Origin of the sequence: Rhizobium anhuiense (genome assembly GCF_003985145.1) — a bacterium.
GTDB classification, from domain to species: domain Bacteria; phylum Pseudomonadota; class Alphaproteobacteria; order Rhizobiales; family Rhizobiaceae; genus Rhizobium; species Rhizobium anhuiense.
Genome location: NZ_ML133521.1, coordinates 539,050 through 559,128 on the forward strand (window position 1 = coordinate 539,050; position 20,079 = coordinate 559,128).

Here is a 20,079-nt window from a genome sequence, read left to right on the forward strand (position 1 = left end):
CATGAACACCTCTGGCGCCTTGCAGCGGTTCAGGGCATCCTATGATGGCTGAAAATTGTGTTTATGGCAGTTGGAGGATTGCCGATGCGCTGCTTCACCGTGCTTGGACCCTCGCAGACCGGAAAATCAACAGTCGTGGAAAAGCTCGGCTCCCTGGAGGGGGCGCCGAGAAAATCCAGCTCCCCTTATGGATTGAACCTCACAGAATTCACCTTTGGAAACGAGGCGTGGTGTGCGCTGGATGCGCCAGGACCCAACGAAGCGTTGGCGCATGCACAGCACGCGCTTCTTGCCAGCGACGCCTGCATCCTGTGCGTTTCATCGGCACCCGAGGAGGCTGTGCTCGCTGCGCCCTATCTGCGCGTAATCGAGAACTCGGAGACGCCGTGCATCCTCTTCGTCAACCGGATGGACGAACCGAGAGGGCGGCTGAGGGACGTGATCGCCGCGCTTCAAGACTACGCCAACCACACGCTTTTGCTTCGCCAGATCCCGATCCGCGACGGGGATAGGATCATAGGCAGTTGCGATCTGATTTCGGAACGGGCGTGGCGCTACCGGGAAGGCCAGACTTCGGCGCTGATCGCAATCCCCGAAAGCGCCGCCGAGCGCGAGCACGAAGCGCGCAGCGAGCTCCTGGAACACCTGTCCGAATTCGATGACTGGCTTCTCGAGGAACTGATCGAAGATCGCGAGCCGCCCAGCGACGCGCTCTATGCCATTTCATCGCGGGTTCTCAGGGAAAACAGGATTATTCCGGTCCTGATCGGTGCCGCAAGTCACGGCAACGGCATGATGAGGCTGATGAAGGCGCTGCGCCACGAGGCGCCGCCGGTGGGGGTTCTTCGACAGCGCCTGGCTCGCGGGGGCAATGTCGATGAAAACAAGCTGACCGCCGTGAGCTTCCATGCCTATCATCGCCAGAATGTCGGTAAGACAGTGCTCGTGCGCGCGCTTGGCGAGGGACTGCGGCAGGGCGCATCACTGGGCGGCTCCAACCTCGGCGCCGTACAGCATCTCGCAAACGGGAAGTCCAATTCGGCGGTTGTACCTGCGCTGGGGGATGTCTTCGCGACGGTCAAGTCCGACCACTTGCCCGTCCCTTCGCTGTTGACATCAAGCGCGGTGGTCGCCCCGCCTGAGTGGACGGAGCCGCCCACCCCGATGCTTGAAAGGATCCTAGTCCCGGGCAGCGAGCGCGATGAAAACAAGCTCTCCGAAACGCTGGCAAAACTTTCCGAGACGGATCGCGGCCTAACGGTCTTGCAGGAAGAGAGCACCGGCGCCCATCTCGTCTGCGTCCAGGGGCCGGTGCATCTGCGCGATCTCTGCCGAACCCTGTCCGACGTGTTTCATATCGACGTAACCGATCGAACGCCCAGCCCGATCTACCGCGAGACAATTGCGAAACCATCTGAGGTTCATTACCGTCACCGCAAACAGACAGGCGGTGCCGGACAGTTCGCGGATGTGAAGCTGAACATTCGCCCCAATGAGCGCGGCCGGGGATTCACCTTTAGCGAAACCGTCAAGGGTGGCGTCGTTCCGCGCAACTACATCCCTGCTGTCGAAGCAGGCGCGCGCGAAGCGATGGAGAAAGGGCCGCTAGGCTTCAAGGTCATCGATGTCGGCGTAACGCTGTACGATGGTCAGCACCATGCCGTCGACAGTTCGGAACACGCTTTCCGAACTGCGTCGAAAATGGGAGTGCGACAGGCGCTTTCCGAAGGGGCGGCCGTTTTAATGCAACCGGTCTTCCGCAGCGACATTCACATTCCGTCGATCTATTCCGGCAGCCTTGTCCAGATCGTCTCCGCTCTCAAGGGTCAGGTTCTGGGCTTCGACCGGGATGAAACCGCCAAGGGATGGGACATCTTCCGGGCACTCATTCCGGGCGGCGCACTTGACGATCTGGCCCGGGCGTTGCGCTCGGCGACGCAAGGCATTGGTTATTTTTCCAAGACCTTCGATCACTTCGAGGAGCTATACGGCAAGGAAGCGAACGCCATCGTGAGGGCACACGAGGAACCAGGCGTCGCACACTGAAACGTTCGCGCCACTTCGAAGCCCTGCCAATAGGCTCTTGGGCTGCCGCCCTCCAAAATTTCGGCGGGATCGTCCGCTTGGAACAGATCTTCCTAATATACGTTTCTGGGAAGCCTGCCCCACGGAGGACGCCATGATCAGCATCTGGGACGCGAACGTCGAATTGAAGATAGATGATCGTGTTCACGTCATCAGGAACGCTAGAGAGGCGGTCGCATTCTTGAAGAAATACTGGCCCGACAACAGAAGCGCGAGCTATGCGACAGCGTGGAAGGTATGCCTGGACGCGGCGAGTGGCGTTGTTCCCGATGCGGAAGCGCGATCTGCGTTTGCGGCTGCGGCGAAGGAGGCCGGCATCCTTCGACAAACTTAAGGTCGCTTCGTTTGAAGTGAGCCATGGATCATGCCCGCCACCCTACCCGGAACGGTTCTTGCACGGTTACTAATATATTTACCGTGGGGAGGCGTAACGTTATGAAGTGGCACACAATCGGAGAGTTTACCCCTCTGATGCTCGCTGTGAATGGGCCGGAAAAATACAAGCTTGTCGCGAGCCTTTGGGAGGCGGCAAATATGTTGACGGCTTGCTGGCCCATCGACGACGGGGAGGAATATCTTATCGCGATCAGGGCGTGCCAGGACGCCATCCATGGCGACATTTCGGCTGAGGACGCGCGAGAAGCGCTGATCCGTGCCGCCGATGAAGCTGGCATTCCGGTGATCACCGTCGTCCACTGAGTTGCTCCGGTCCTTGATGCCGCAGCCCTCTCCGCTTTGCATCGAAAGCGGCTGTCCTGAGTTCAACGAACGCCTGCATCCATTTGATCTCGGGGATGGCGCACTGGTGACGGAAGACCTGGTGAAGAGGTAATCGGCGTCATACTTCCCAACTGTCGTGTTGATCTCACCGGCTCAGTGATCTCACTGCAGGGAGTGCAACATCTCAGTCCTCGCACCTTGGCCAGCCCCTGAATTTTCAAGAACGGCCGAAGCGAAGGTGTTGTCCGGCCTGAAGCCATATACGGTTGATCAGCGGCGCAGGCGCTCTCGAACGAGTGGGTGTTCATTTCTGTTCAGGAGCACTAGCTAAGCGGGCGGGGCCCGGCTCCGTCGTACCGATTGACAATGATTGCTCCGAGTCTTTCTCGCAACACCTAAGCGGCAACTGCAATCTTGGATGGATTTGGCTGGTCTAGAGCATTTCAGTTACGGTATCCGTAGGACTGCAAACCGATTTGCACGAGCGGATTGCTAGGGAAAGCAAGTCCGCATCTTCTAAAGCAGGACCTTAATGAACGCGGACATGATAGCCGCCTGGGCGGTGGAAAATGGATTCCATGCAATCGATTCGGGGAATTATCGTCGCCACGACACCGCAGGTGTGATCACGATCGAGATTAAGAGGATCTCATTCCTCCTCATCGATGAGAGGCAAGGATTGCGACCGCGCCTTATATCTTGGTTGTTCAAAGACTTATCCCTCACGAGCGGGAGCGGCCGCTTGCAGGGTCTTCTTCTTGACCGCAATCCCATTCATTGAGCGCTGACGCTATCACCAAAGCCCAGCCAATTCTGGTGGCGGATCGTGGTTGACGACGATGAGCACCGTCGCAAACGTCAACACTTTCAATATTTCTTCTTGCGAACGATCTTGTTGCCGCGGGGTCCACTCACGACCGGGGTCCGGTCGCGGTTTTCTGCAAGCAGGTTCCGCCAGCGTTCCAGGCGATCGGCGAGCAGGGCACCGCTTGCGACAGCTGCCTGCACCGCGCACCCCGGTTCATGGGCATGGGTGCAATCGCGAAAGCGGCAAAGCGGTGCCAGTTCGGTTATCTCAGCAAAGAGGGTGTCTATACCGTCGGCAACATCGCTCACGTAAAGCGTTCTTATTCCCGGCGTATCGACAACCCACCCGCCCCCTGAAACTGCATGTAGGGATCGCGCTGTGGTCGTGTGTCGGCCCTGCGCGTCGTATTCCCGGATGGTGCCTGTCTTTTGCTTTGTGTCAGATTCAGGCCCAGTCATGGTGTTCACCAGCGTTGATTTTCCAACACCAGAGGATCCCACCAGCGCGACCGTCTGGCCAATGCCGCACCAAGGCCTCAACAGGGAAACGGCATCCGCGGAGCGCCCATTCAAGGCAATGACAGGCAGGTCGCGCTGCAAAGCCTCGGCTTGCGCCTGGAACATGTCGGCATCGTCCGCGGTGTCAGCCTTCGTCAGGACAATCACCGGATTGATCCCGGCCTGCGTGGCCATGATCAGGTAACGTTCCAGCCGAGCAAGATTGAAATCGGCGTTGCACGAGGTCACGATCAACAGGGTGTCGACGTTGGCGGCAACAAGTTGCTGGCCACGTCCGCCTTCCGGGCGTCTTTGAAGGACGCTTTTTCGGTCGAGACGTCTGACAAGCATGTCAGTGAGTGAATCGGCAAGAACCCAGTCGCCCACCGCGTAGTCACCAGTATTGGTATTGGATGGAAACGCCAGTCCGACCGGCCCGGTGACATCGATCGCCTCGATGCGGGCCCGGTGAACTGAAGCGATGCGTCTGGGGATCAAGTCCGCTTCGCTGGGCTGGACCTGGTCTGCGAAGAATTCAGACCACCCAAGCCGTTCCAGCGGTGAAGAAAGTTGGGAGCTGGTCAAATCTTGTTCCGTGGATGATCCCGTTTTGGCAAAGAGGTTGCGTAGGCAGCCGCTTCGCCGGGATAGGGGAAATCGTCCCCGAGCTGACGGTCGTTATCGTAGACTTTGAACGAAGGCCCTTCAACTTCAACGATCCTGTAGCCATTCACGTATTCGATCTTCGGTGTTTTCCAGCCCATTAAAGCTCTCCGGTCGGTCCGCGGTTCTCTCTGAAGATGGTGCCACCTCATACTCGGCGGTCTATGATCTATCAGGTGCTTCACGATTAGCCAACGCCGGTTCGATCCCATTCGGCGGGCAAGACGAAGGCCAGGCGACCGCCTTACTTCAGGAACAATGCAGAGTGCACCGTAAATGTTGCCCAACTCGAGGCGAGGCCCGTCGGAGAAATGCCGCCCCTGATGGCCGCCTCCCGGGCACGGGCGCGGGCTTCCCCGGTAAAGTCCTGGTATCGGATATAGGGAGGATTTCCGATGACGACGTCGAACGCGGGATCAGCCCCGACGGCAAAGAAGTCGGACACTGGGTAGTCGCCGGCGCCCGCGGATGGCCGCCTACTTCCATCCAGAACTACAGCGCGCTATGGGTTGGGGCAGCCTATCACATTGAAATCAGGCGCTTTACGATCTGCTGGTCGATGTTCGGATGCTTTCAACAGCGGACAATTGCCGCTTCTCTGGATCTCACCCAGAGACGCTTTCACCGAAACGAATTTGAGATTTCAACGTCCATCACGATAAGCGGGCGTCGACTAAAATCATTTCACAATCCACTCACAAGATTTTTATAGATTACATTACAATCATTCCGTGTCGGCTATTTTCTTGCCGGCAACTTTACCTATCTCGCAAGTGCGAAATGATCGCGCATGCCAACCCGCCGGGCATGGGTACGCCCCCTGCCTGCCGTCCGGCCCAACACAAGGACTCGACAATGGGTGATTTGCTTAAAGGGATCTCCAGCTTTCGCGGTGCCGTCTTTCCCGACCATCAGGCACTTTATCGCAAGCTGGCAGAGGAGGGACAGCAGCCGCAAGCGCTGATGATTTCCTGCGCCGACAGCAGGGTGATGCCCGAAACAATCACGCAGTCCGGCCCAGGCGAACTCTTCGTCTGCCGCAATGCCGGAAATATCGTTCCTCCCTTTTCCACGGCAAATGGCGGTGTATCATCGGCGATAGAATATGCGGTCGTAGCACTCGGCGTGCGTGATATCATCGTGTGCGGGCATTCCGATTGCGGTGCGATGAAAGGGCTTTGCCATCCCGATCTTCTGAAGCCGATGCCGAACGTCGCTGCCTGGCTGAAGCATAGTCATGCTGCCCATTCGATTGTTTGCGAAGCCTACCCCGTCGACCTGTCCGAGCGTCAAAGGGTTCGCGCCATCGCGATGGAAAACGTCGTCGTCCAGCTCGATCACTTGCGCACGCATCCTTCCGTCGCCGCCAAGCTGGCGACCAACGACATTACCCTGCACGGGTGGTTCTTCGATATCGAGACGGGGGAGGTACTCGTCTATGACGGTGCGGCCGCTCGCTTCACCGAGATCCTTGAGGACAGGCCCTTGCCTGTCGCGGTTAAGGGTCGTGGTCGTCCGCATGTGATTCCGCAAGCCGCGGAGTAGCCCGATGATTTCCAGCTCTGTTCTTTCGCGCGATCTCGCGTCGTCGCTCGTCGTGTTCCTGGTCGCCATACCGCTTTGCCTCGGGATTGCGGTGGCGTCAGGAGTTCCTGTGGCCATGGGCCTCATATCCGGCATAGTCGGCGGCCTCGTTGTCGGCCTTTTGGCCGGATCCCCACTTCAGGTGTCGGGGCCGGCGGCGGGCTTAGCCGTGATCGTCTTCGGCTTCGTCGAGCAATATGGCGCTGCCATGCTCGGGCCGGTTCTCATCGTGGCGGGATTGCTGCAGGTCCTCGCGGGTTTCCTGCGGATCGGCTCGTGGTTTCGGGCGATTTCGCCTGCGGTCGTCCACGGCATGCTCGCCGGGATCGGCATCCTCATCATTCTTGGCCAGATCCATGTGCTTATGGGGGCAAGACCCGCTGCCGGAGGCATTGAGAACGTCACTGCCATGGAGCAGACTTTCGCTCGCGTATGGGGCGCGGGGCTGACGCGTGAAGCGGTCGCCCTCCTCGTGGGGTTGATTTCCTTGCTTGCCATGATCGCCTGGGAGAAGTTCAGGCCGAAGTCCCTGATGCTGGTACCCGGTGCCCTGGTGGGGGTCGCGGCCGGTACGATATTGACGGTCGGGATGCAGCTGCCGATCGCAAGAGTGGAGGTGCCGTCCTCTCTCGTCGAAAGCATTACACTGCCGACGCTCGATGGCTTCGCCAGGATGGTCGAGCCCGGTATCATCGTGGCGACGCTGGTCATCGCGGTGATCGCCAGCGCAGAAACGCTGTTGTCATCCGCCGCCGTTGATCGAATGCATGATGGCGTGCGGACCCGCTTCAACAAGGAGTTGTTTGCCCAGGGCATCGGCAACGGACTTTGCGGTCTGCTTGGCGCCTTGCCGATTACCGGTGTCATCGTCAGATCGTCCGCCAACATTCAGGCTGGCGCACGGACGCGGGCGTCGGCCGTTCTGCACGGCGTTTGGATCCTTGGGCTGGTGGCATTTCTGCCGCAGCTGCTCGCGATGGTGCCGCTGACCGCACTTGCCGCGGTGCTGCTTGTGACAGGATGGCGGCTGATCAGTCTCCATCACGTCCGGCACCTCTTCGATCATCACGGCTGGGTTCCCGTGGGAATCTGGACCGCGACGGTGGCGATGGTGGTGCTTCAGGACCTGCTCGTCGGCGTGGCGCTCGGCCTTGCGCTGTCCATACTGGAAATCCTTCCGCACCTCCGTCGCAAACTTGCCATCGACAGGTCGGAGGATGAGGAAACCATCCACCTCGACCTCGTCGGCGCGGCGACTTGCAAGGACGTTCCTGTCCTGCTCGACACGCTGGAAACGCTTCCCGAGGGTCGTAAGATCAGGATCGCGGGTGCCCGCCTGCACTATCTTGATCATACCAGCGCCGAGACCCTGCGCGACTGGTTGAAGCGCCAGAAGAAATCAGGGCGCCTCGTCGAAATAGAGCATCCGCCGGTCGGACGCCATCGGCGGCTGAAACCGATCTTTGAACGGCTATCAGAGGAAGTTGCCTGATCGGCGGAGAAAAACCAGCTATCTAGCGACAATGTTCTTGCCCCGCTTGCGGGGCAAGAACAGCAAGAAGCGAAGCGCGAAACGCGAAACAATCCGTCACTTCCATTGCTGCGGCCATACGAGACGCCATGTCACAGTCACGCCTTGTTGGCACTCGGTCTCTGCACCTCTGGAGGAGCGCGTTTCAACGAACCGATACCTGGCACGCAAGGTAAGCCAATCTCGGAAACGGAAGTATCGGGTGATCTCGACCAGCTTGGAAAGAACATGCAAATCGGTTCGGTACAGTCCTACGCATGCTATTACCGCCATCGATCATGGTCAGAAGTGCGAGGCGATACTTGGACGGTCCCAGATATTTCATGCGGATGACCTCGGCACAAACCGCTCCTGGATGACAACCATTTCGGCGTCGCGCTTTCCGGTGATCATTTCGACAATGGCGTCGACCATCTCGCTGGCGGGCTGTTGGCAGCTTGTCAGTCCATAGGCGGGGGCGCCGCCGAGCCCGATATTGTCGAAGCCGACGATCGCCAGCTCTTGCGGAATTCCTAGGCCGAACTCGCTACGGATGACATCCATCGCTCCCAGCGCCAAAATGTCGTTTTCACGCATCAATACGTCGACGCTGGACTCCAGATTAGTTGAAGCGGCGCGACTTCAGTCACGTGAACCGCACCGGGTTTGCCGGAGGCTCCAACTTCTGAGAAAGTGGAGCCGATATGAGCAAGACAACAAACAAATTTTCACCTGAAGTCCGCGCCCGAGCAGTACGGATGGTTTTGGATCACCAAGGCGAATATTCCTCGCGATGGGCAGCGGTTTCCTCGATTGCCGCCAAGATCGGCTGCACCGCGCAGACGCTCAATGAATGGGTGAAGAAGGCGGAAGTGGACGATGGTTCCCGGCCCGGGCTCCCAAGCGACGTCGCCGAGAAGATGAAGGCTCTGGAGCGGGAGAACCGCGAGCTTCGGCAGGCCAATGAGATACTGCGCAAAGCGTCCGCTTATTTCGCGATGGCGGAGCTCGACCGCCCATTGAAGCGATGATCTCCTTCATCGACGAACACCGCTCGGTATTCGGGGTCGAGCCGATCTGCAGACTGCTGCCGATTGTCCTATCAACCTACTACGAGAACGTTGCCAAACGTGAGGACGTGGACCGCCTGTCGGTCCGCGCCCGCAGCGACATCGCCTGGAAGATCGAGATACGCCGTGTCTTCGAGGCGAACTTCCGCGTCTATGGCGTGCGCAAGGTCTGGCGGCAATTGAAGCGGGAGGGCTTCGATATAGCCCGCTGCACCGTTGCTCGGCTTATGAGGTCGATGGGCCTTCGGGGCATCATCCGCGGCAAGCCGGTCAAGACGACGGTCTCCGACAAGACGGCTCCGAGCCCGCTCGACCGGGTGAACCGCCAGTTCAAGGCTCCCGCGCCGAACAGGCTGTGGGTTTCGGATTTCACCTATGTCGCCACCTGGCAAGGCTTCGTCTACGTGGCCTTCGTCATCGACGCCTTCGCCCGCCGCATCGTCGGCTGGCGGGTGAGTCGGACGGCGCATGCCGGGTTCGTCCTCGATGCCCTGGAGCAGGCGCTCCATGAGCGGCGTCCCGTTCATGGCGACGGCCTGATCCACCACTCGGACAGAGGCGTTCAATACGTGTCGATCAAGTATTCCGAGCGGCTGGCCGAAGCGGGCATCGAACCGTCCGTCGGAAGTGTCGGTGACTCTTACGACAATGCACTCGCCGAAACGATCAACGGTCTCTACAAGGCCGAGGTCATTCATCGGCGAGGACCGTGGCGCAACTTCGAAGCGGTTGAATTCGCCACCCTCGAATGGGTCGATTGGTTCAACCATCGACGGCTTCTGGAGCCCATCGGCAACATCCCGCCAGCCGAAGCCGAGGAGCAGTACTACGCCATGCTGGACGAACCAGCCATGGCTGCATAACTTAAACCAAACGGCCTCCGGCAAACCCGGTGCGGTTCACACGTAAGAGATCCAAATTTACCGAACTTTACTCGAGCTTTGCGTCACTTAGCATTCGCGCGGCTATTCTCTTGGCCAGATTGCAAGCGGTATCCGTTTCTGACCCAACGTCAGGCCAAACCAAAGTGACCGATAAAATGTACCGGCCCTACGTCCCGATTTTGGCAACAGTGCTTGCCATTGCTCTTTTGGTCGGCGCCACCGACCAGCCGAAGCGCATTGCTCGCTATCCCTGTAACCTCAATTTGGAAGGCCGATGCAACGGGCCAATGTCGCTGATACCAGCGAAAATCTGGCGCGGCGAGCTGGCGACTGATATTGCTGGACAAGCGGGACGCTCACCATCCTTGCAAGCCAACCCCTTCCAATTTGATCTCTCTCGCACCAGACGTCCGGGACCGCACTAGCAGAGATAGGATCTGTGCTCTGGAATTCGGAGCAGACGATTACCCGGCAAGCCGTTCAATCCGCGAGAACTTGTAGCGAGGATCAGGGCAGTCCTGCGACGAGCCGCTAACGCTGAGGACGCTGACACCGACAAGGTCTTCAACTTCGCAGAGTTTGTCGCTGACACAAGTACCCGGCGGGTTTGCAAGTTCCTTGGCCCGGAAATCGAGTTGACCGGGGCCGAATTTGACCTTTTGGTGGTCTTTCTTGAGAGACCGGGCCGACAGCCTGCCGAAGTGCCCTGCCTGCGGCCGCGCCTGTAGCATGCTTGCATATTGTTCATGAGCCCCAGACCACTGACTGCTCATGCCGCTTTATCAGGTGCTTGAGGTTATCGAAGCCCGTGCGGATGTGACGGGCGAAGTGATCGACGGCGGGCGTGCGGGGTGCGTCCGAGCGCTTCAGCAAACCGAGCGCGCGTTCCGGATGGGGGATGGGGACGGGCAGGGCGGTGATGGATTTGTCGTTGCGCAATGCGAAGACGACGCTGTGCGGCATAATGGTCAGCGCATCAGCCGCCCTCATATAGTGGATGACGCTCATGAGGGAGCCGCCCGAATAGCGGATCTTGACTTCGGTTGCGCCGAAAGACAGGAGCATGCTGCGCAAGTCGGCGAGAAGCGGGCTACCCGGCGGCGGCGCGACCCAGGGAAAATCGAGCAGATGCGCAGGCTGTGGACGTCGCTTCATGAGCAGCGGATGGGTGACCCGACAGGCAACGACGTTGCGGCCAGGCAGGATGTGCTGGAATTCCAGGCCGGACCCTTCGTCGAGAATATCGATCGGACAGATGGCCAGATCGATCTGGTCGGCGTGAAGTGCTGCGCGCAGGTCCGGGAAATAGCCGTAGGTCTGATCGATACGCACGTCGGAATGCTGGTTCTGGAACTCGGCGATCATGCCGGCGATTAGCGCATCCATGAAGAAGGGCGTGCCGCCGACGCGCACGACGCCGCTCTTGCCGACCCGAAAACTCTCGACGACATCGGACGCCTTGCGCGATGCCGAGAGCATGGTCTGACCGTGGTCGGCTAAGGCTCGGCCGAGCGGCGTCGGCTGCAGCGGACGGCGGCCCTTGATGAAAAGCGGTTCGCCGATCCGCGCTTCCAGCATGGAAAGCGTGCGCGACACCGCCGGCTGGGAAAGGCCGAGCAGGGCCGCGCCCTCGGTGACGCCGCCGGTTTTGACGACCGCAGCCAGTTGGACAAGATGTCGTTCATCTATTTTCATAACGATATGATATATTAAACTGGAATAAAATCATCATGGGCAACCTGATCTCGCGCTAATTTATCTCTACCAGCCAATGCCCTGGAGGAGACGCATGACGCCGGGACCGACGGCGCTGCATTTCAGCGAGGCCACCTCGCATGACATGTTCGCGCAACGACTTCCGCATTCGAAGGACGACAGTCTGCCGCAGATTCTGGCGGCTGCGGTGACGCATCTTCATGCCCTCATCCGGGAATTGCGGCCGACCCAGGCGGACTGGCGCAAGGCGATCGAATTTCTGACCGATGTCGGCCATGCCAGCGACGAGCGGCGCCAGGAGTGGGTGCTGCTGTCGGATCTGCTCGGTGTTTCAGCACTGGTCGAGGAGATCAATTCGCGCCGTCCGAAGGCGGCCACCCCCAACACCGTGCGCGGACCCTTCTTCCGCGCGGACGTTCCGCAACTGGCGCTCGGCAGCAATATCTCGCTCGATGGCGTCGGCGAGACGGTCGATGTGTCTGGCCGCGTGCAGGATCTCGATGGCGATCCCATCGCAAATGCCGAGATCATCACCTGGCAGGCCAATGCTCAAGGCTTTTACGAAAACCAGCAGCCGGACCTGCAGCCGGAGTTCAATCTGCGCGGCAGCTTCCGCACGGATACGGATGGACATTTCCATTATCGCACCATCAAGCCCTGCGGCTATGGCGTGCCGGACGATGGTCCGGTGGGAAAGCTCCTGCGACAGGCGGGCTATCCGCTGCGCCGCCCCGCGCATCTTCATTTCATCATCAAAGCGCCGGGCTTCGAGACGATCACCACGCATATCTATGACAGCAGCGATCCGCATCTGGCCGAAGACGCGATCTTCAGCGTCAAGCCGGATCTGGTGCGAAGCTTTGAGCGCCAGGGCGAGCGGCAAGGCAAGGGCGCAACGACGTGGCGGCTCGACCTCGCCTTCGTCATGGTCCGCGCCAGACAGGGAGCCGACACATGAGCCGCGACTTCATCTATAGCGGCAGCCCCGCCCATATCGTCTTCGGCCAAGGCAAGAGCGCTGCCGCCTGTGAATGGGTGGAAAAGCTCGGATGCACCGGGGCGCTCGTCCTCTCGACGCCGAATCAGAAGTCGGATGCGGAGGCCCTGGCGGAGCGGCTGGGCTCGCGCGCCGTCGGCGTCTTTACCGGCGCTGTCATGCACACGCCTGTTGATGTCACCGAAAAGGCGATGGAGGTGGTTCGCGAGACGAAGGCCGATTGCATCGTCTCGCTCGGCGGCGGCTCGACCACCGGGCTTGGCAAGGCCATCGCCTATCGCACCGATCTGCCGCAGATCGTCATTCCCACGACCTATGCCGGATCTGAGGTGACGCCGATCCTCGGCCAGACGGAGGGTGGGCGAAAGACAACCGTGCGCCATGCGAGCATCCTGCCTGAGGTGGTGATCTACGACCCGGCACTGACGTTTGGCCTGCCGGTCGGCATGAGCGTCACCTCTGGGCTGAATGCCATGGCCCACGCGGTCGAGGCGCTCTATGCTCGGGATCGCAACCCGATTTCGACGCTGATGGCGGCCGAGGGGCTGCGGGCCTTCAAGACCAGCCTGGCTGACATCATCGCCAGACCTTGGGCTCCCGAGGCCCGCGCCGATGCGCTCTACGGCGCCTGGCTCTGCGGCACGGTGCTCGGCACGGTCGGCATGGCGCTGCACCACAAGATCTGCCACACGTTGGGTGGCACCTTCGATACGCCGCATGCCGATACGCATGCGATCATGCTGCCGCACACCGCCGCCTACAATGCCGCCGCCGTGCCTGAGCTTCTGGCGCCGGTCGCTGATATCTTCGGCGGTTCGGTCGGCGGCGGGCTTTGGGATTTCGCCAGGCAAATCGGCTCGCCGCTGGCGCTGAAGGATCTGGGTCTGAGCGAAGCCGATCTCGACCGCGCCGCTGATATTGCCACCGAAAATCCCTATTGGAATCCAAGACCGATCGACCGCGAATCCATGCGCGCCCTGCTGCAGGATGCTTGGGAGGGCAAGCGGCCGGCATGAGCTGACGACAGACACCACGCTCTCTGGGAGGAGAGAAAAATGGGAGGAGGAAACATGTTTACGAGGCGAGATTTTCTGAAGACCACGGCCGCCACCGGGGCACTGGCGGCTACATCCGGGCTTACCGCCCCCGCAATCGCACAGGATGCTGCGATCAAGCTCGGCTATGTCAGCCCGCAGACCGGGCCGCTTGCCGCCTTCGGCGAGGCCGACAAATTTGTCATCGACAGCTTCCTGGCAACCACCAAGTCGATGGGTCTCAACTATGAGATCGTCGTCAAGGACAGCCAGTCCAATCCGAACCGGGCAGCCGAAGTCGCCAAGGAACTGATCGTCACCGACGAGGTGAACCTGATCCTCGTCGCCTCGACGCCGGAGACCACCAATCCGGTGGCGACCACCTGCGAGGCCGAGGAAATGCCCTGCATTTCGACGGTCGCGCCCTGGCAGCCCTGGTTCATCGGCCAGCAGGGCAATCCCGGTGACCCCACGTCCTGGAAACCGTTCAACTATGCCTATCATTTCTTCTGGGGTCTGGAGGACGTCATCTCCGTCTTCACCAATATGTGGGCGCAGATCGAGACCAATAAAAAGGTTGGCGGCCTGTTCCCCAATGACGGCGACGGCAATGCCTGGGGCGACAAGGTCGTCGGCTTCCCGCCGGTGTTGGAGAGAATGGGCTACGGCCTGATTGACCCCGGCCGCTACCAGAACATGACGGATGATTTCTCAGCGCAGATCAACGCCTTCAAATCCGGCCAGTGCGAAATCATCACCGGCGTGGTGATCCCGCCTGACTTCACCACCTTCTGGAACCAGGCCAAGCAGCAGGGTTTCGCCCCGAAGATCGCCTCGATCGGCAAGGCGCTGCTCTTCCCGCAGACCGTGGAGGCGCTCGGCAATGCCGGGCATAATCTGTCGTCGGAAGTCTGGTGGACGCCAAGCCATCCGTTCAAGTCGTCCTTGACTGGGGAAAGTGCGGCTGAGGTGGCAGCGGCCTTCACCAAGGCGACCAACAGGCCCTGGACACAGCCGATCGGTTTTGCCCATGCGCTGTTCGAGCTGGCGGTGGATGCGATGAAGCGGGCCGGGGACCCCAAGGATGGTGATGCCGTCGCAGAGGCGATTGCCGCCACCAAGCTCGATACGCTGGTCGGTCCGATCGCCTGGGACGGCAAAGGCCTGCCGCCATTTGCCGCCAAGAACATTGCCAAGACGCCGCTCGTCGGCGGCCAGTGGCGGTTGAAGGACGGCGGCGGCTACGATCTCGTCATCACCGACAATAAGACGGCGCCGAGCATTCCGGCCGGCGGCAAGATGGAAGCGATCGCCTGATTTTTGGCGCCTGATTTTTGGCGCGGGGCCTGAGGCCCCGCCTGTTCTGGGAGGAATGGGTTTGGCAATTCTCGAACTCGATGGTGTTTCGAAGAAATTCGGCGCCCTGACCGTCGCCGAGCAGATTTCCTTTGCCGTTGGCGAAGGCGAGGCGCTGGGCATTATCGGGCCGAATGGGGCCGGCAAGTCGACCCTCTTCAATCTGATCACCGGCAATATCGCCGCCGATAGCGGCAGCATCCGCTTTCTCGGTAGCGATGTGACGCGCACACCGCCGATGGCGCGCTGCCTGTCGGGCATGGGCCGCACCTTCCAGATCCCGCAGCCGTTCGAGAAGCTGACGGTCTTCGAAAATCTCCTCGTCGCCGGCGCTTTCGGCTCGCGGCGCCGCGAGGCCGAGGTGTCGGACCGCTGCGCCGAAATCCTGGTGGATACAGGGCTGATCGACAAGGCGAATGTGCTGGCCGGAAGCCTGTCGCTGCTGCAGCGCAAGCGGCTGGAACTGGCGCGAGCGCTGGCGACGGAACCGAAGCTGCTGCTGCTCGATGAAATCGCCGGCGGATTGACCGAGGGCGAATGCCGATCGCTGGTTGCCACCATCCGCGCCATTCACGCGCGCGGCGTTGCCGTCATCTGGATCGAGCATGTGCTGCATGCGCTGAATTCCGTCGTCGAGCGGCTGCTGGTGCTGCATTTCGGCACGGTCATCGGGATCGGCAAGCCGGAGGACATTATGGCCTCGCGCGATGTGCGTGAAATCTATCTGGGGATCGAGATCTGATGGCGCTGCTTGAAACCAGAGGCTTGACTGCCTCCTACGGTGATTTCCAGGCGCTGTTCGGTGTCGATATTGCGGTCGGCGCCGGCGAGACCATCGCCATCATCGGCGCCAACGGTGCCGGCAAGACGACGCTGATGCGCTCGATTTCAGGCGTGCTCACCAATGCGCCGGCATCGATCCTTTATCGCGACGAACCGATCGGCGCGCTGCCGGCGCCCGACATCCTGGCGCGCGGCATCTCTATGGTGCCGGAGGGGCGAAAACTCTTTCCGTCGCTGAGCGTCGAGGAGAACCTACTGATCGGCAACTATGGCCGCAAGGTCGACGGGCCGTGGACGCTCGAAAGCGTTTTTTCGCTGTTCCCGATCCTCAAGGAGCGGCGCAACAATGCGGCCACAGCACTTTCCGGTGGGCAGCAGCAGATGGTGGCGATCGGCCGCGGGCTGATGTCCAATCCAGCGGTGCTGCTCTTCGACGAGATCAGCCTTGGACTCGCGCCTGTCGTGGTTCGCGATATCTACGCCGCTTTTCCGCGAATCCGCGAGACCGGCGCTTCGATCGTCATCGTCGAGCAGGACATCGCCCAGGCGCTGAAGGTGGCCGACCGCGTCTACTGCATGATGGAAGGGCGGGTGACGCTCTCCGGCCGCGCCGCCGATGTTAGCCGCGACGACATCCACAAGGCCTATTTCGGGACGGATCACCATGAACTGGCTTGATACCATTCTCCAGGGCGTGCTGCTCGGCGGGCTCTATGCGCTGTTTGCGGCGGGGCTCAGCCTCGTCTTCGGCATCATGCGGCTGGTCAACCTCGCCCATGGCGACCTGATCGTGCTTGCCGCCTTCCTGATCCTGGTGCTGGTGACGACACTCGGGCTCGACCCGTTCGTTGCCGCGGTGATCGCGATGCCCTTGATGTTCGCCATCGGTTGGGGCCTGCAATATTTCCTGCTCAACCGCACGCTCGGCAAGGACATTCTGCCGCCGCTGCTCGTCACCTTCGGCCTGTCGATCGTCATCCAGAATGGCCTGCTCGAAGGCTTCTCCGCCGATAGCCGCCGCGTCTTTGCCGGCAGTCTCGAGAGCGCCTCCGTCAATCTCGGCCCGGCCACTGCCGGCATCATGCCGCTGATGACCTTCTTTTCGGCCGTCGCCGTCATCGTCTGTCTCAACCAGCTGATCTATCGTACATCCGTCGGCCGCGCCTTCCGGGCGACCTCGGACGATCCGGTGACCGCGGGGTTGATGGGCATCCGGCCACACCGCATCTTCGCGCTGGCGACGGGGCTTGCCATGGTCGTGGTGACGATCGCCGCCCTCTATCTCGGGACGCGCGCCAATTTCGATCCGACGTCAGGGCCATCGCGGCTGATCTACGCCTTCGAGGCGGTGATCATCGGCGGGCTCGGCTCGCTCTGGGGCACGCTTGCCGGCGGCATCATCTTAGGCGTTGCCCAGACGGTGGGTGCAGCAATCAATCCGGAATGGCAGATCCTTGCCGGCCATCTGGCATTCCTTGCCGTTCTCCTGTTCAAGCCGCGCGGTCTTTTCCCGCGCGCGGTCGATTGAGGTGCATCGATGACCATGGCCATTCCATCCTTCATCGTCGAGACACGCACCCGGGCATCGACATTATCCGCCGCAGCAGTGATTGCTCTCTTGCTGCTTGCCTTCGCCGCACCCTTCATTGTCTCGCGCGGCGTCATCCAGGACCTGTTCTTCATCCTCACCATGCTGGTGCTGGCGCAGAACTGGAACCTGCTTGCCGGTTATGCCGGGCTGATCTCGGTCGGCCAGCAGGTCTTCGTCGGCTTTGGCGCCTATACCATGTTCGGCTGCGTCATCCTGTTCGGCATCGACCCGGTCGTTGCCATCCTGATTGCCGGGCTGCTTTCTGTCGCTCTCGCTATTCCGACAGCCTTCTTCACCTTCCGGCTCTACGGCCCCTATTTCGCCATCGGCACCTGGGTCGTGGCCGAGGTTGTGCGGCTGCTGCTCGCCCAGTGGAAGGCGCTCGGCGGCGGCACCGGCACCTCGCTGCCCCGGGATGCGACCCGCGACATGATGGGCGTCGGCGCAATGCGCGATCTCTTCGGCATGAAGGCCTCCGAGGCAGGTGACGCGCTGACCTACTGGCTGGCGCTGATCCTCGTCGTCGCGACCATCGGCTTCATCTATGGGCTGCTGCGCAGCAAGCAGGGCCTTGGGCTTGCTGCCGTCCGTGACAACGAGCAAGCGGCCGGCGCCGTCGGCGTCGATGCGCGGCTGATGAAGACGCTGGTCTATCTCGCCACCGCCTTCATCACCGGCATCGCCGGGGCGCTGATCTATGTGCAGAAAGCGCGGATCTCGCCGGATGCCGCCTTCTCGGTCACTGACTGGACGGCCTATGTCATCTTTATCGTGGTGATCGGCGGCATCGGCACGATCGAGGGACCGATCCTCGGCGTCATCATCTTCTTTCTGCTGCAGAACCTCCTCGCCGATTACGGCTCCTGGTACCTGCTGATGCTGGGTCTTCTTGGCATCGCCATCATGCTTTTCGCGCCGCGCGGCCTCTGGGGGCTGTTCTCCGACCGCACCGGCATCCAGCTTTTCCCGGTCCGCCGCGTCTTGAAGGGCGGGCCGCTCAGTCTCACGCATAAGGGAGGGCCTCATGGCTGACATTACCACCGACGTACTCATCATCGGCACCGGCCCGGCCGGCTCCGCCACCGCGGCGCTGCTTTCGTCCTACGGGGTCGAGAACCTGGTGATCAACCGTTACCGCTGGCTCGCCAGCACGCCGCGCGCCCACATCACCAACCAACGCACAATGGAAGTGCTGCGCGATCTCGGCCGCGACGTGGAGGATGAGGCCTATATGTTCGCGGCCGAGCAGGACCTGATGGGTGAGAACGTCTTCTGCACCTCGCTCACCGGCGAAGAGATCGGCCGGTTGAAGAGCTGGGGCAAACATCCGCTGTCACGCGCCGAGCATCAACTGTCGTCGCCGACCCATATGAACGACCTGCCGCAGACCTTCATGGAGCCGCTGCTCTTCAAGACGGCCTGTTCGCGCGGCAGCCAGTCGCGCATGTCGACGGAATATCTGAGCCATGTACAGGATGAAGACGGGGTCACGACCATCTGTCTCGACCGATTGACCGGCAAGGAACTTACCGTCCGCTCGAAATATCTGGTCGGCGCCGACGGCGGCAATTCCAAGGTTGCGGAACATGCCGGCCTCACCTTCGAAGGCAAGATGGGCGTTGCCGGCTCGATGAACATTCTGTTCAAAGCCGATCTGTCGCGCCTGGTCGCCCACCGTCCATCGGTGCTTTACTGGGTGCTGCAGCCGGGTGCGGATGTCGGCGGCATCGGCATGGGGCTGGTGCGGATGGTGAGACCATGGAACGAATGGCTGATCGTCTGGGGTTACGACATCAACCAGCCGCCGCCTGAGGTGGATGAAGCGCATGCGAAGAAAGTGGTACGCGACCTCGTCGGCGATCCCGATCTCGAAATGACCATCAAGTCGGTCTCGACCTGGACCGTCAACAATATGTACGCCACGACGATGTCAAATGGCCGCGTCTTCTGCATGGGCGACGCCACTCACCGCCATCCGCCCTCGAACGGTCTCGGCTCCAACACCTCGATCCAGGACGCTTTCAATCTCGCCTGGAAGCTTGCCTTCGTCCTGAAGGGAGCCGCAGGCCCGGTACTTCTCGACAGTTATCAAGCCGAGCGCGCGCCTGTTGCCAAGCAGATCGTCACCCGCGCCAACAAGTCGATTGAGGAGTTCGGGCCGATCTTCAAGGCGCTCGGACTGCTCGATTCCATCGACCCGGTGAAGATGCAGCAGAACATGGACGCGCGCTGCAACAACACGACGGCTGCCGAAGAGCAGCGCGCCGCGATCCGCAAGGCGATCGCCGACAAGGTCTACGAATTCGATTGCCACGGCGTCGAGATGAACCACCGCTACCGCTCGGGTGCTGCGATTTCAGATGGGCAGGTGGAGCCGGCTTTTACCAAGGATCCGGAACTGCATTGCCAGCAGACGAGCTGGCCCGGTGCGCGGCTGCCGCATGCCTGGGTCTTCTCCGCCACTGGCGAGAAGGTTTCGACGCTTGACCTCACCGGTCACGGCAAATTTGCCGTGCTGACAGGGATCGGCGGGCAGGGCTGGGTCGAGGCGGCCCGCAGTCTCGGCAAGGAATTCGGCACTGAGATCGTTGCTCATGTCATCGGCCCCCGCCAGCCGTGGCAGGATTTTACCGGCGACTGGGCCAATATCCGCGAAATTCGCGACAGCGGCATCCTGCTGGTCCGCCCGGACCACCACGTCGCCTGGCGGCGCGAGGCGATGGCCGACGATCCCGCGACTGAACTGCGCCGCGTGCTGACAGCAATTCTTGGAAAGTGAGA

Annotated in this window: 19 protein-coding genes, 2 pseudogenes and 1 other annotated feature; of the genes and pseudogenes, 16 read left to right on the forward strand and 5 right to left on the reverse strand. The window is 60.9% G+C overall.

What is annotated here, in order from left to right:
* Positions 1-84 precede the first annotated feature (84 nt).
* The 4 genes from EEQ99_RS02690 to EEQ99_RS35025 all read left to right on the forward strand — a co-directional run bounded on the left by EEQ99_RS02690 (position 85) and on the right by EEQ99_RS35025 (position 3,586).
* Positions 85-2,046: an elongation factor G gene (locus tag EEQ99_RS02690; RefSeq protein WP_127429995.1), complete on the forward strand. Its 1,962-nt coding sequence runs from the start codon at positions 85-87 to the stop codon at positions 2,044-2,046.
* 133 nt (positions 2,047-2,179) lie between these two features.
* Positions 2,180-2,419, forward strand: a complete 240-nt coding sequence (locus EEQ99_RS02695; RefSeq protein ID WP_063476242.1) for a DUF982 domain-containing protein — start codon at positions 2,180-2,182, stop codon at positions 2,417-2,419.
* Between the two features lie 101 nt (positions 2,420-2,520).
* Positions 2,521-2,784, forward strand: coding sequence for a DUF982 domain-containing protein (locus EEQ99_RS02700; RefSeq protein WP_028756947.1), 264 nt, complete (start codon positions 2,521-2,523; stop codon positions 2,782-2,784).
* A 553-nt stretch (positions 2,785-3,337) separates the two neighbouring features.
* Positions 3,338-3,586, forward strand: a complete 249-nt coding sequence (locus EEQ99_RS35025; protein WP_028756948.1) for a hypothetical protein — start codon at positions 3,338-3,340, stop codon at positions 3,584-3,586.
* Between the two features lie 86 nt (positions 3,587-3,672).
* On the opposite strand, the gene rsgA is transcribed toward EEQ99_RS35025, so the two are convergent.
* From rsgA to EEQ99_RS35565, 3 genes are all read right to left on the reverse strand, one after another.
* On the reverse strand, positions 3,673-4,695 hold the full coding sequence (rsgA, locus tag EEQ99_RS02710; protein WP_127429996.1) for a ribosome small subunit-dependent GTPase A: 1,023 nt from the start codon (positions 4,693-4,695) through the stop codon (positions 3,673-3,675).
* The gene (locus EEQ99_RS02715; protein ID WP_028756950.1) at positions 4,692-4,874 is read right to left on the reverse strand and encodes a hypothetical protein; all 183 of its coding nucleotides are present in this window, start codon (positions 4,872-4,874) and stop codon (positions 4,692-4,694) included. The genes rsgA and EEQ99_RS02715 overlap by 4 nt, the downstream gene beginning before the upstream one ends.
* A 143-nt stretch (positions 4,875-5,017) precedes the next feature.
* Positions 5,018-5,218: an Eco57I restriction-modification methylase domain-containing protein gene (locus EEQ99_RS35565; RefSeq protein WP_244604753.1), complete on the reverse strand. Its 201-nt coding sequence runs from the start codon at positions 5,216-5,218 to the stop codon at positions 5,018-5,020.
* A 410-nt stretch (positions 5,219-5,628) separates the two neighbouring features.
* Between EEQ99_RS35565 and EEQ99_RS02725 the strand changes: the two genes are divergently transcribed.
* Positions 5,629-6,318, forward strand: coding sequence for a carbonic anhydrase (locus tag EEQ99_RS02725; RefSeq protein ID WP_028757993.1), 690 nt, complete (start codon positions 5,629-5,631; stop codon positions 6,316-6,318).
* A gap of 4 nt (positions 6,319-6,322) precedes the next feature.
* Entirely contained in the window at positions 6,323-7,849 is a 1,527-nt protein-coding gene (locus EEQ99_RS02730) for a SulP family inorganic anion transporter (RefSeq protein WP_127429997.1), read from the forward strand.
* A 360-nt stretch (positions 7,850-8,209) separates the two neighbouring features.
* Here EEQ99_RS02730 and EEQ99_RS02735 read toward each other — a convergent pair.
* Positions 8,210-8,482 (reverse strand): annotated as a pseudogene (locus EEQ99_RS02735) (substrate-binding domain-containing protein); the annotation flags it as partial.
* An 89-nt stretch (positions 8,483-8,571) separates the two neighbouring features.
* Here EEQ99_RS02735 and EEQ99_RS02740 point away from each other — a divergent pair.
* Positions 8,572-9,800 (forward strand): IS3 family transposase gene (locus tag EEQ99_RS02740; protein WP_127429998.1). Its coding sequence is split into 2 segments (ribosomal slippage): positions 8,572-8,866 and positions 8,866-9,800, totalling 1,230 coding nucleotides; the frame shifts between segments, so codons are not numbered across the junction.
* Positions 8,853-8,969, forward strand: a sequence feature (AL1L pseudoknot). Its footprint overlaps the gene before it by 117 nt.
* A gap of 450 nt (positions 9,801-10,250) precedes the next feature.
* Positions 10,251-10,510, forward strand: a pseudogene (locus tag EEQ99_RS35345) (response regulator transcription factor family protein); the annotation flags it as partial.
* 55 nt (positions 10,511-10,565) lie between these two features.
* On the opposite strand, the gene EEQ99_RS02750 reads toward EEQ99_RS35345, so the two are convergent.
* Positions 10,566-11,516, reverse strand: a complete 951-nt coding sequence (locus tag EEQ99_RS02750; RefSeq protein ID WP_127429999.1) for a LysR family transcriptional regulator — start codon at positions 11,514-11,516, stop codon at positions 10,566-10,568.
* Between the two features lie 94 nt (positions 11,517-11,610).
* Here EEQ99_RS02750 and EEQ99_RS02755 point away from each other — a divergent pair, with 94 nt between their 5' ends.
* The 8 genes from EEQ99_RS02755 to EEQ99_RS02790 all read left to right on the forward strand — a co-directional run bounded on the left by EEQ99_RS02755 (position 11,611) and on the right by EEQ99_RS02790 (position 20,077).
* Positions 11,611-12,495, forward strand: a complete 885-nt coding sequence (locus EEQ99_RS02755) for a dioxygenase family protein (protein WP_127430000.1) — start codon at positions 11,611-11,613, stop codon at positions 12,493-12,495.
* Positions 12,492-13,550, forward strand: coding sequence for a maleylacetate reductase (locus tag EEQ99_RS02760; protein ID WP_127430001.1), 1,059 nt, complete (start codon positions 12,492-12,494; stop codon positions 13,548-13,550). Before EEQ99_RS02755 ends, EEQ99_RS02760 begins: the two co-directional genes overlap by 4 nt.
* Positions 13,551-13,604: 54 nt before the next feature.
* Positions 13,605-14,885, forward strand: a complete 1,281-nt coding sequence (locus EEQ99_RS02765; protein ID WP_028757987.1) for an ABC transporter substrate-binding protein — start codon at positions 13,605-13,607, stop codon at positions 14,883-14,885.
* A 61-nt stretch (positions 14,886-14,946) separates the two neighbouring features.
* Positions 14,947-15,666: an ABC transporter ATP-binding protein gene (locus tag EEQ99_RS02770; protein WP_097623395.1), complete on the forward strand. Its 720-nt coding sequence runs from the start codon at positions 14,947-14,949 to the stop codon at positions 15,664-15,666.
* The gene (locus EEQ99_RS02775; protein WP_097623360.1) at positions 15,666-16,385 is read left to right on the forward strand and encodes an ABC transporter ATP-binding protein; all 720 of its coding nucleotides are present in this window, start codon (positions 15,666-15,668) and stop codon (positions 16,383-16,385) included. Before EEQ99_RS02770 ends, EEQ99_RS02775 begins: the two co-directional genes overlap by 1 nt.
* Positions 16,372-17,235 (forward strand): branched-chain amino acid ABC transporter permease, encoded by an 864-nt coding sequence (locus EEQ99_RS02780; RefSeq protein WP_097623361.1) that lies wholly within the window; start codon positions 16,372-16,374, stop codon positions 17,233-17,235. Before EEQ99_RS02775 ends, EEQ99_RS02780 begins: the two co-directional genes overlap by 14 nt.
* A gap of 9 nt (positions 17,236-17,244) precedes the next feature.
* Positions 17,245-18,330, forward strand: a complete 1,086-nt coding sequence (locus EEQ99_RS02785; RefSeq protein ID WP_097623362.1) for a branched-chain amino acid ABC transporter permease — start codon at positions 17,245-17,247, stop codon at positions 18,328-18,330.
* Positions 18,323-20,077 carry an FAD-dependent oxidoreductase gene (locus tag EEQ99_RS02790; RefSeq protein ID WP_127430002.1) on the forward strand — a complete coding sequence of 585 codons (1,755 nt, stop codon included), beginning with the start codon at positions 18,323-18,325 and terminating at the stop codon, positions 20,075-20,077. The genes EEQ99_RS02785 and EEQ99_RS02790 overlap by 8 nt, the downstream gene beginning before the upstream one ends.
* The last annotated feature ends 2 nt before the right edge of the window (positions 20,078-20,079 follow it).

Excerpts from the sequence above, each read along its gene's own strand:
- EEQ99_RS02690 (WP_127429995.1), top strand. The coding sequence starts at position 85 with ATGCGCTGCTTCACCGTGCTTGGACCCTCGCAGACCGGAAAATCAACA.
- EEQ99_RS02695 (WP_063476242.1), top strand. The coding sequence starts at position 2,180 with ATGATCAGCATCTGGGACGCGAACGTCGAATTGAAGATAGATGATCGT.
- EEQ99_RS02700 (WP_028756947.1), top strand. The coding sequence starts at position 2,521 with ATGAAGTGGCACACAATCGGAGAGTTTACCCCTCTGATGCTCGCTGTG.
- EEQ99_RS35025 (WP_028756948.1), top strand. The coding sequence starts at position 3,338 with ATGAACGCGGACATGATAGCCGCCTGGGCGGTGGAAAATGGATTCCAT.
- EEQ99_RS02715 (WP_028756950.1), bottom strand. The coding sequence starts at position 4,874 with ATGGGCTGGAAAACACCGAAGATCGAATACGTGAATGGCTACAGGATC.
- EEQ99_RS02725 (WP_028757993.1), top strand. The coding sequence starts at position 5,629 with ATGGGTGATTTGCTTAAAGGGATCTCCAGCTTTCGCGGTGCCGTCTTT.
- EEQ99_RS02730 (WP_127429997.1), top strand. The coding sequence starts at position 6,323 with ATGATTTCCAGCTCTGTTCTTTCGCGCGATCTCGCGTCGTCGCTCGTC.
- EEQ99_RS02750 (WP_127429999.1), bottom strand. The coding sequence starts at position 11,516 with ATGAAAATAGATGAACGACATCTTGTCCAACTGGCTGCGGTCGTCAAA.
- EEQ99_RS02755 (WP_127430000.1), top strand. The coding sequence starts at position 11,611 with ATGACGCCGGGACCGACGGCGCTGCATTTCAGCGAGGCCACCTCGCAT.
- EEQ99_RS02760 (WP_127430001.1), top strand. The coding sequence starts at position 12,492 with ATGAGCCGCGACTTCATCTATAGCGGCAGCCCCGCCCATATCGTCTTC.
- EEQ99_RS02765 (WP_028757987.1), top strand. The coding sequence starts at position 13,605 with ATGTTTACGAGGCGAGATTTTCTGAAGACCACGGCCGCCACCGGGGCA.
- EEQ99_RS02775 (WP_097623360.1), top strand. The coding sequence starts at position 15,666 with ATGGCGCTGCTTGAAACCAGAGGCTTGACTGCCTCCTACGGTGATTTC.
- EEQ99_RS02780 (WP_097623361.1), top strand. The coding sequence starts at position 16,372 with ATGAACTGGCTTGATACCATTCTCCAGGGCGTGCTGCTCGGCGGGCTC.
- EEQ99_RS02785 (WP_097623362.1), top strand. The coding sequence starts at position 17,245 with ATGACCATGGCCATTCCATCCTTCATCGTCGAGACACGCACCCGGGCA.
- EEQ99_RS02790 (WP_127430002.1), top strand. The coding sequence starts at position 18,323 with ATGGCTGACATTACCACCGACGTACTCATCATCGGCACCGGCCCGGCC.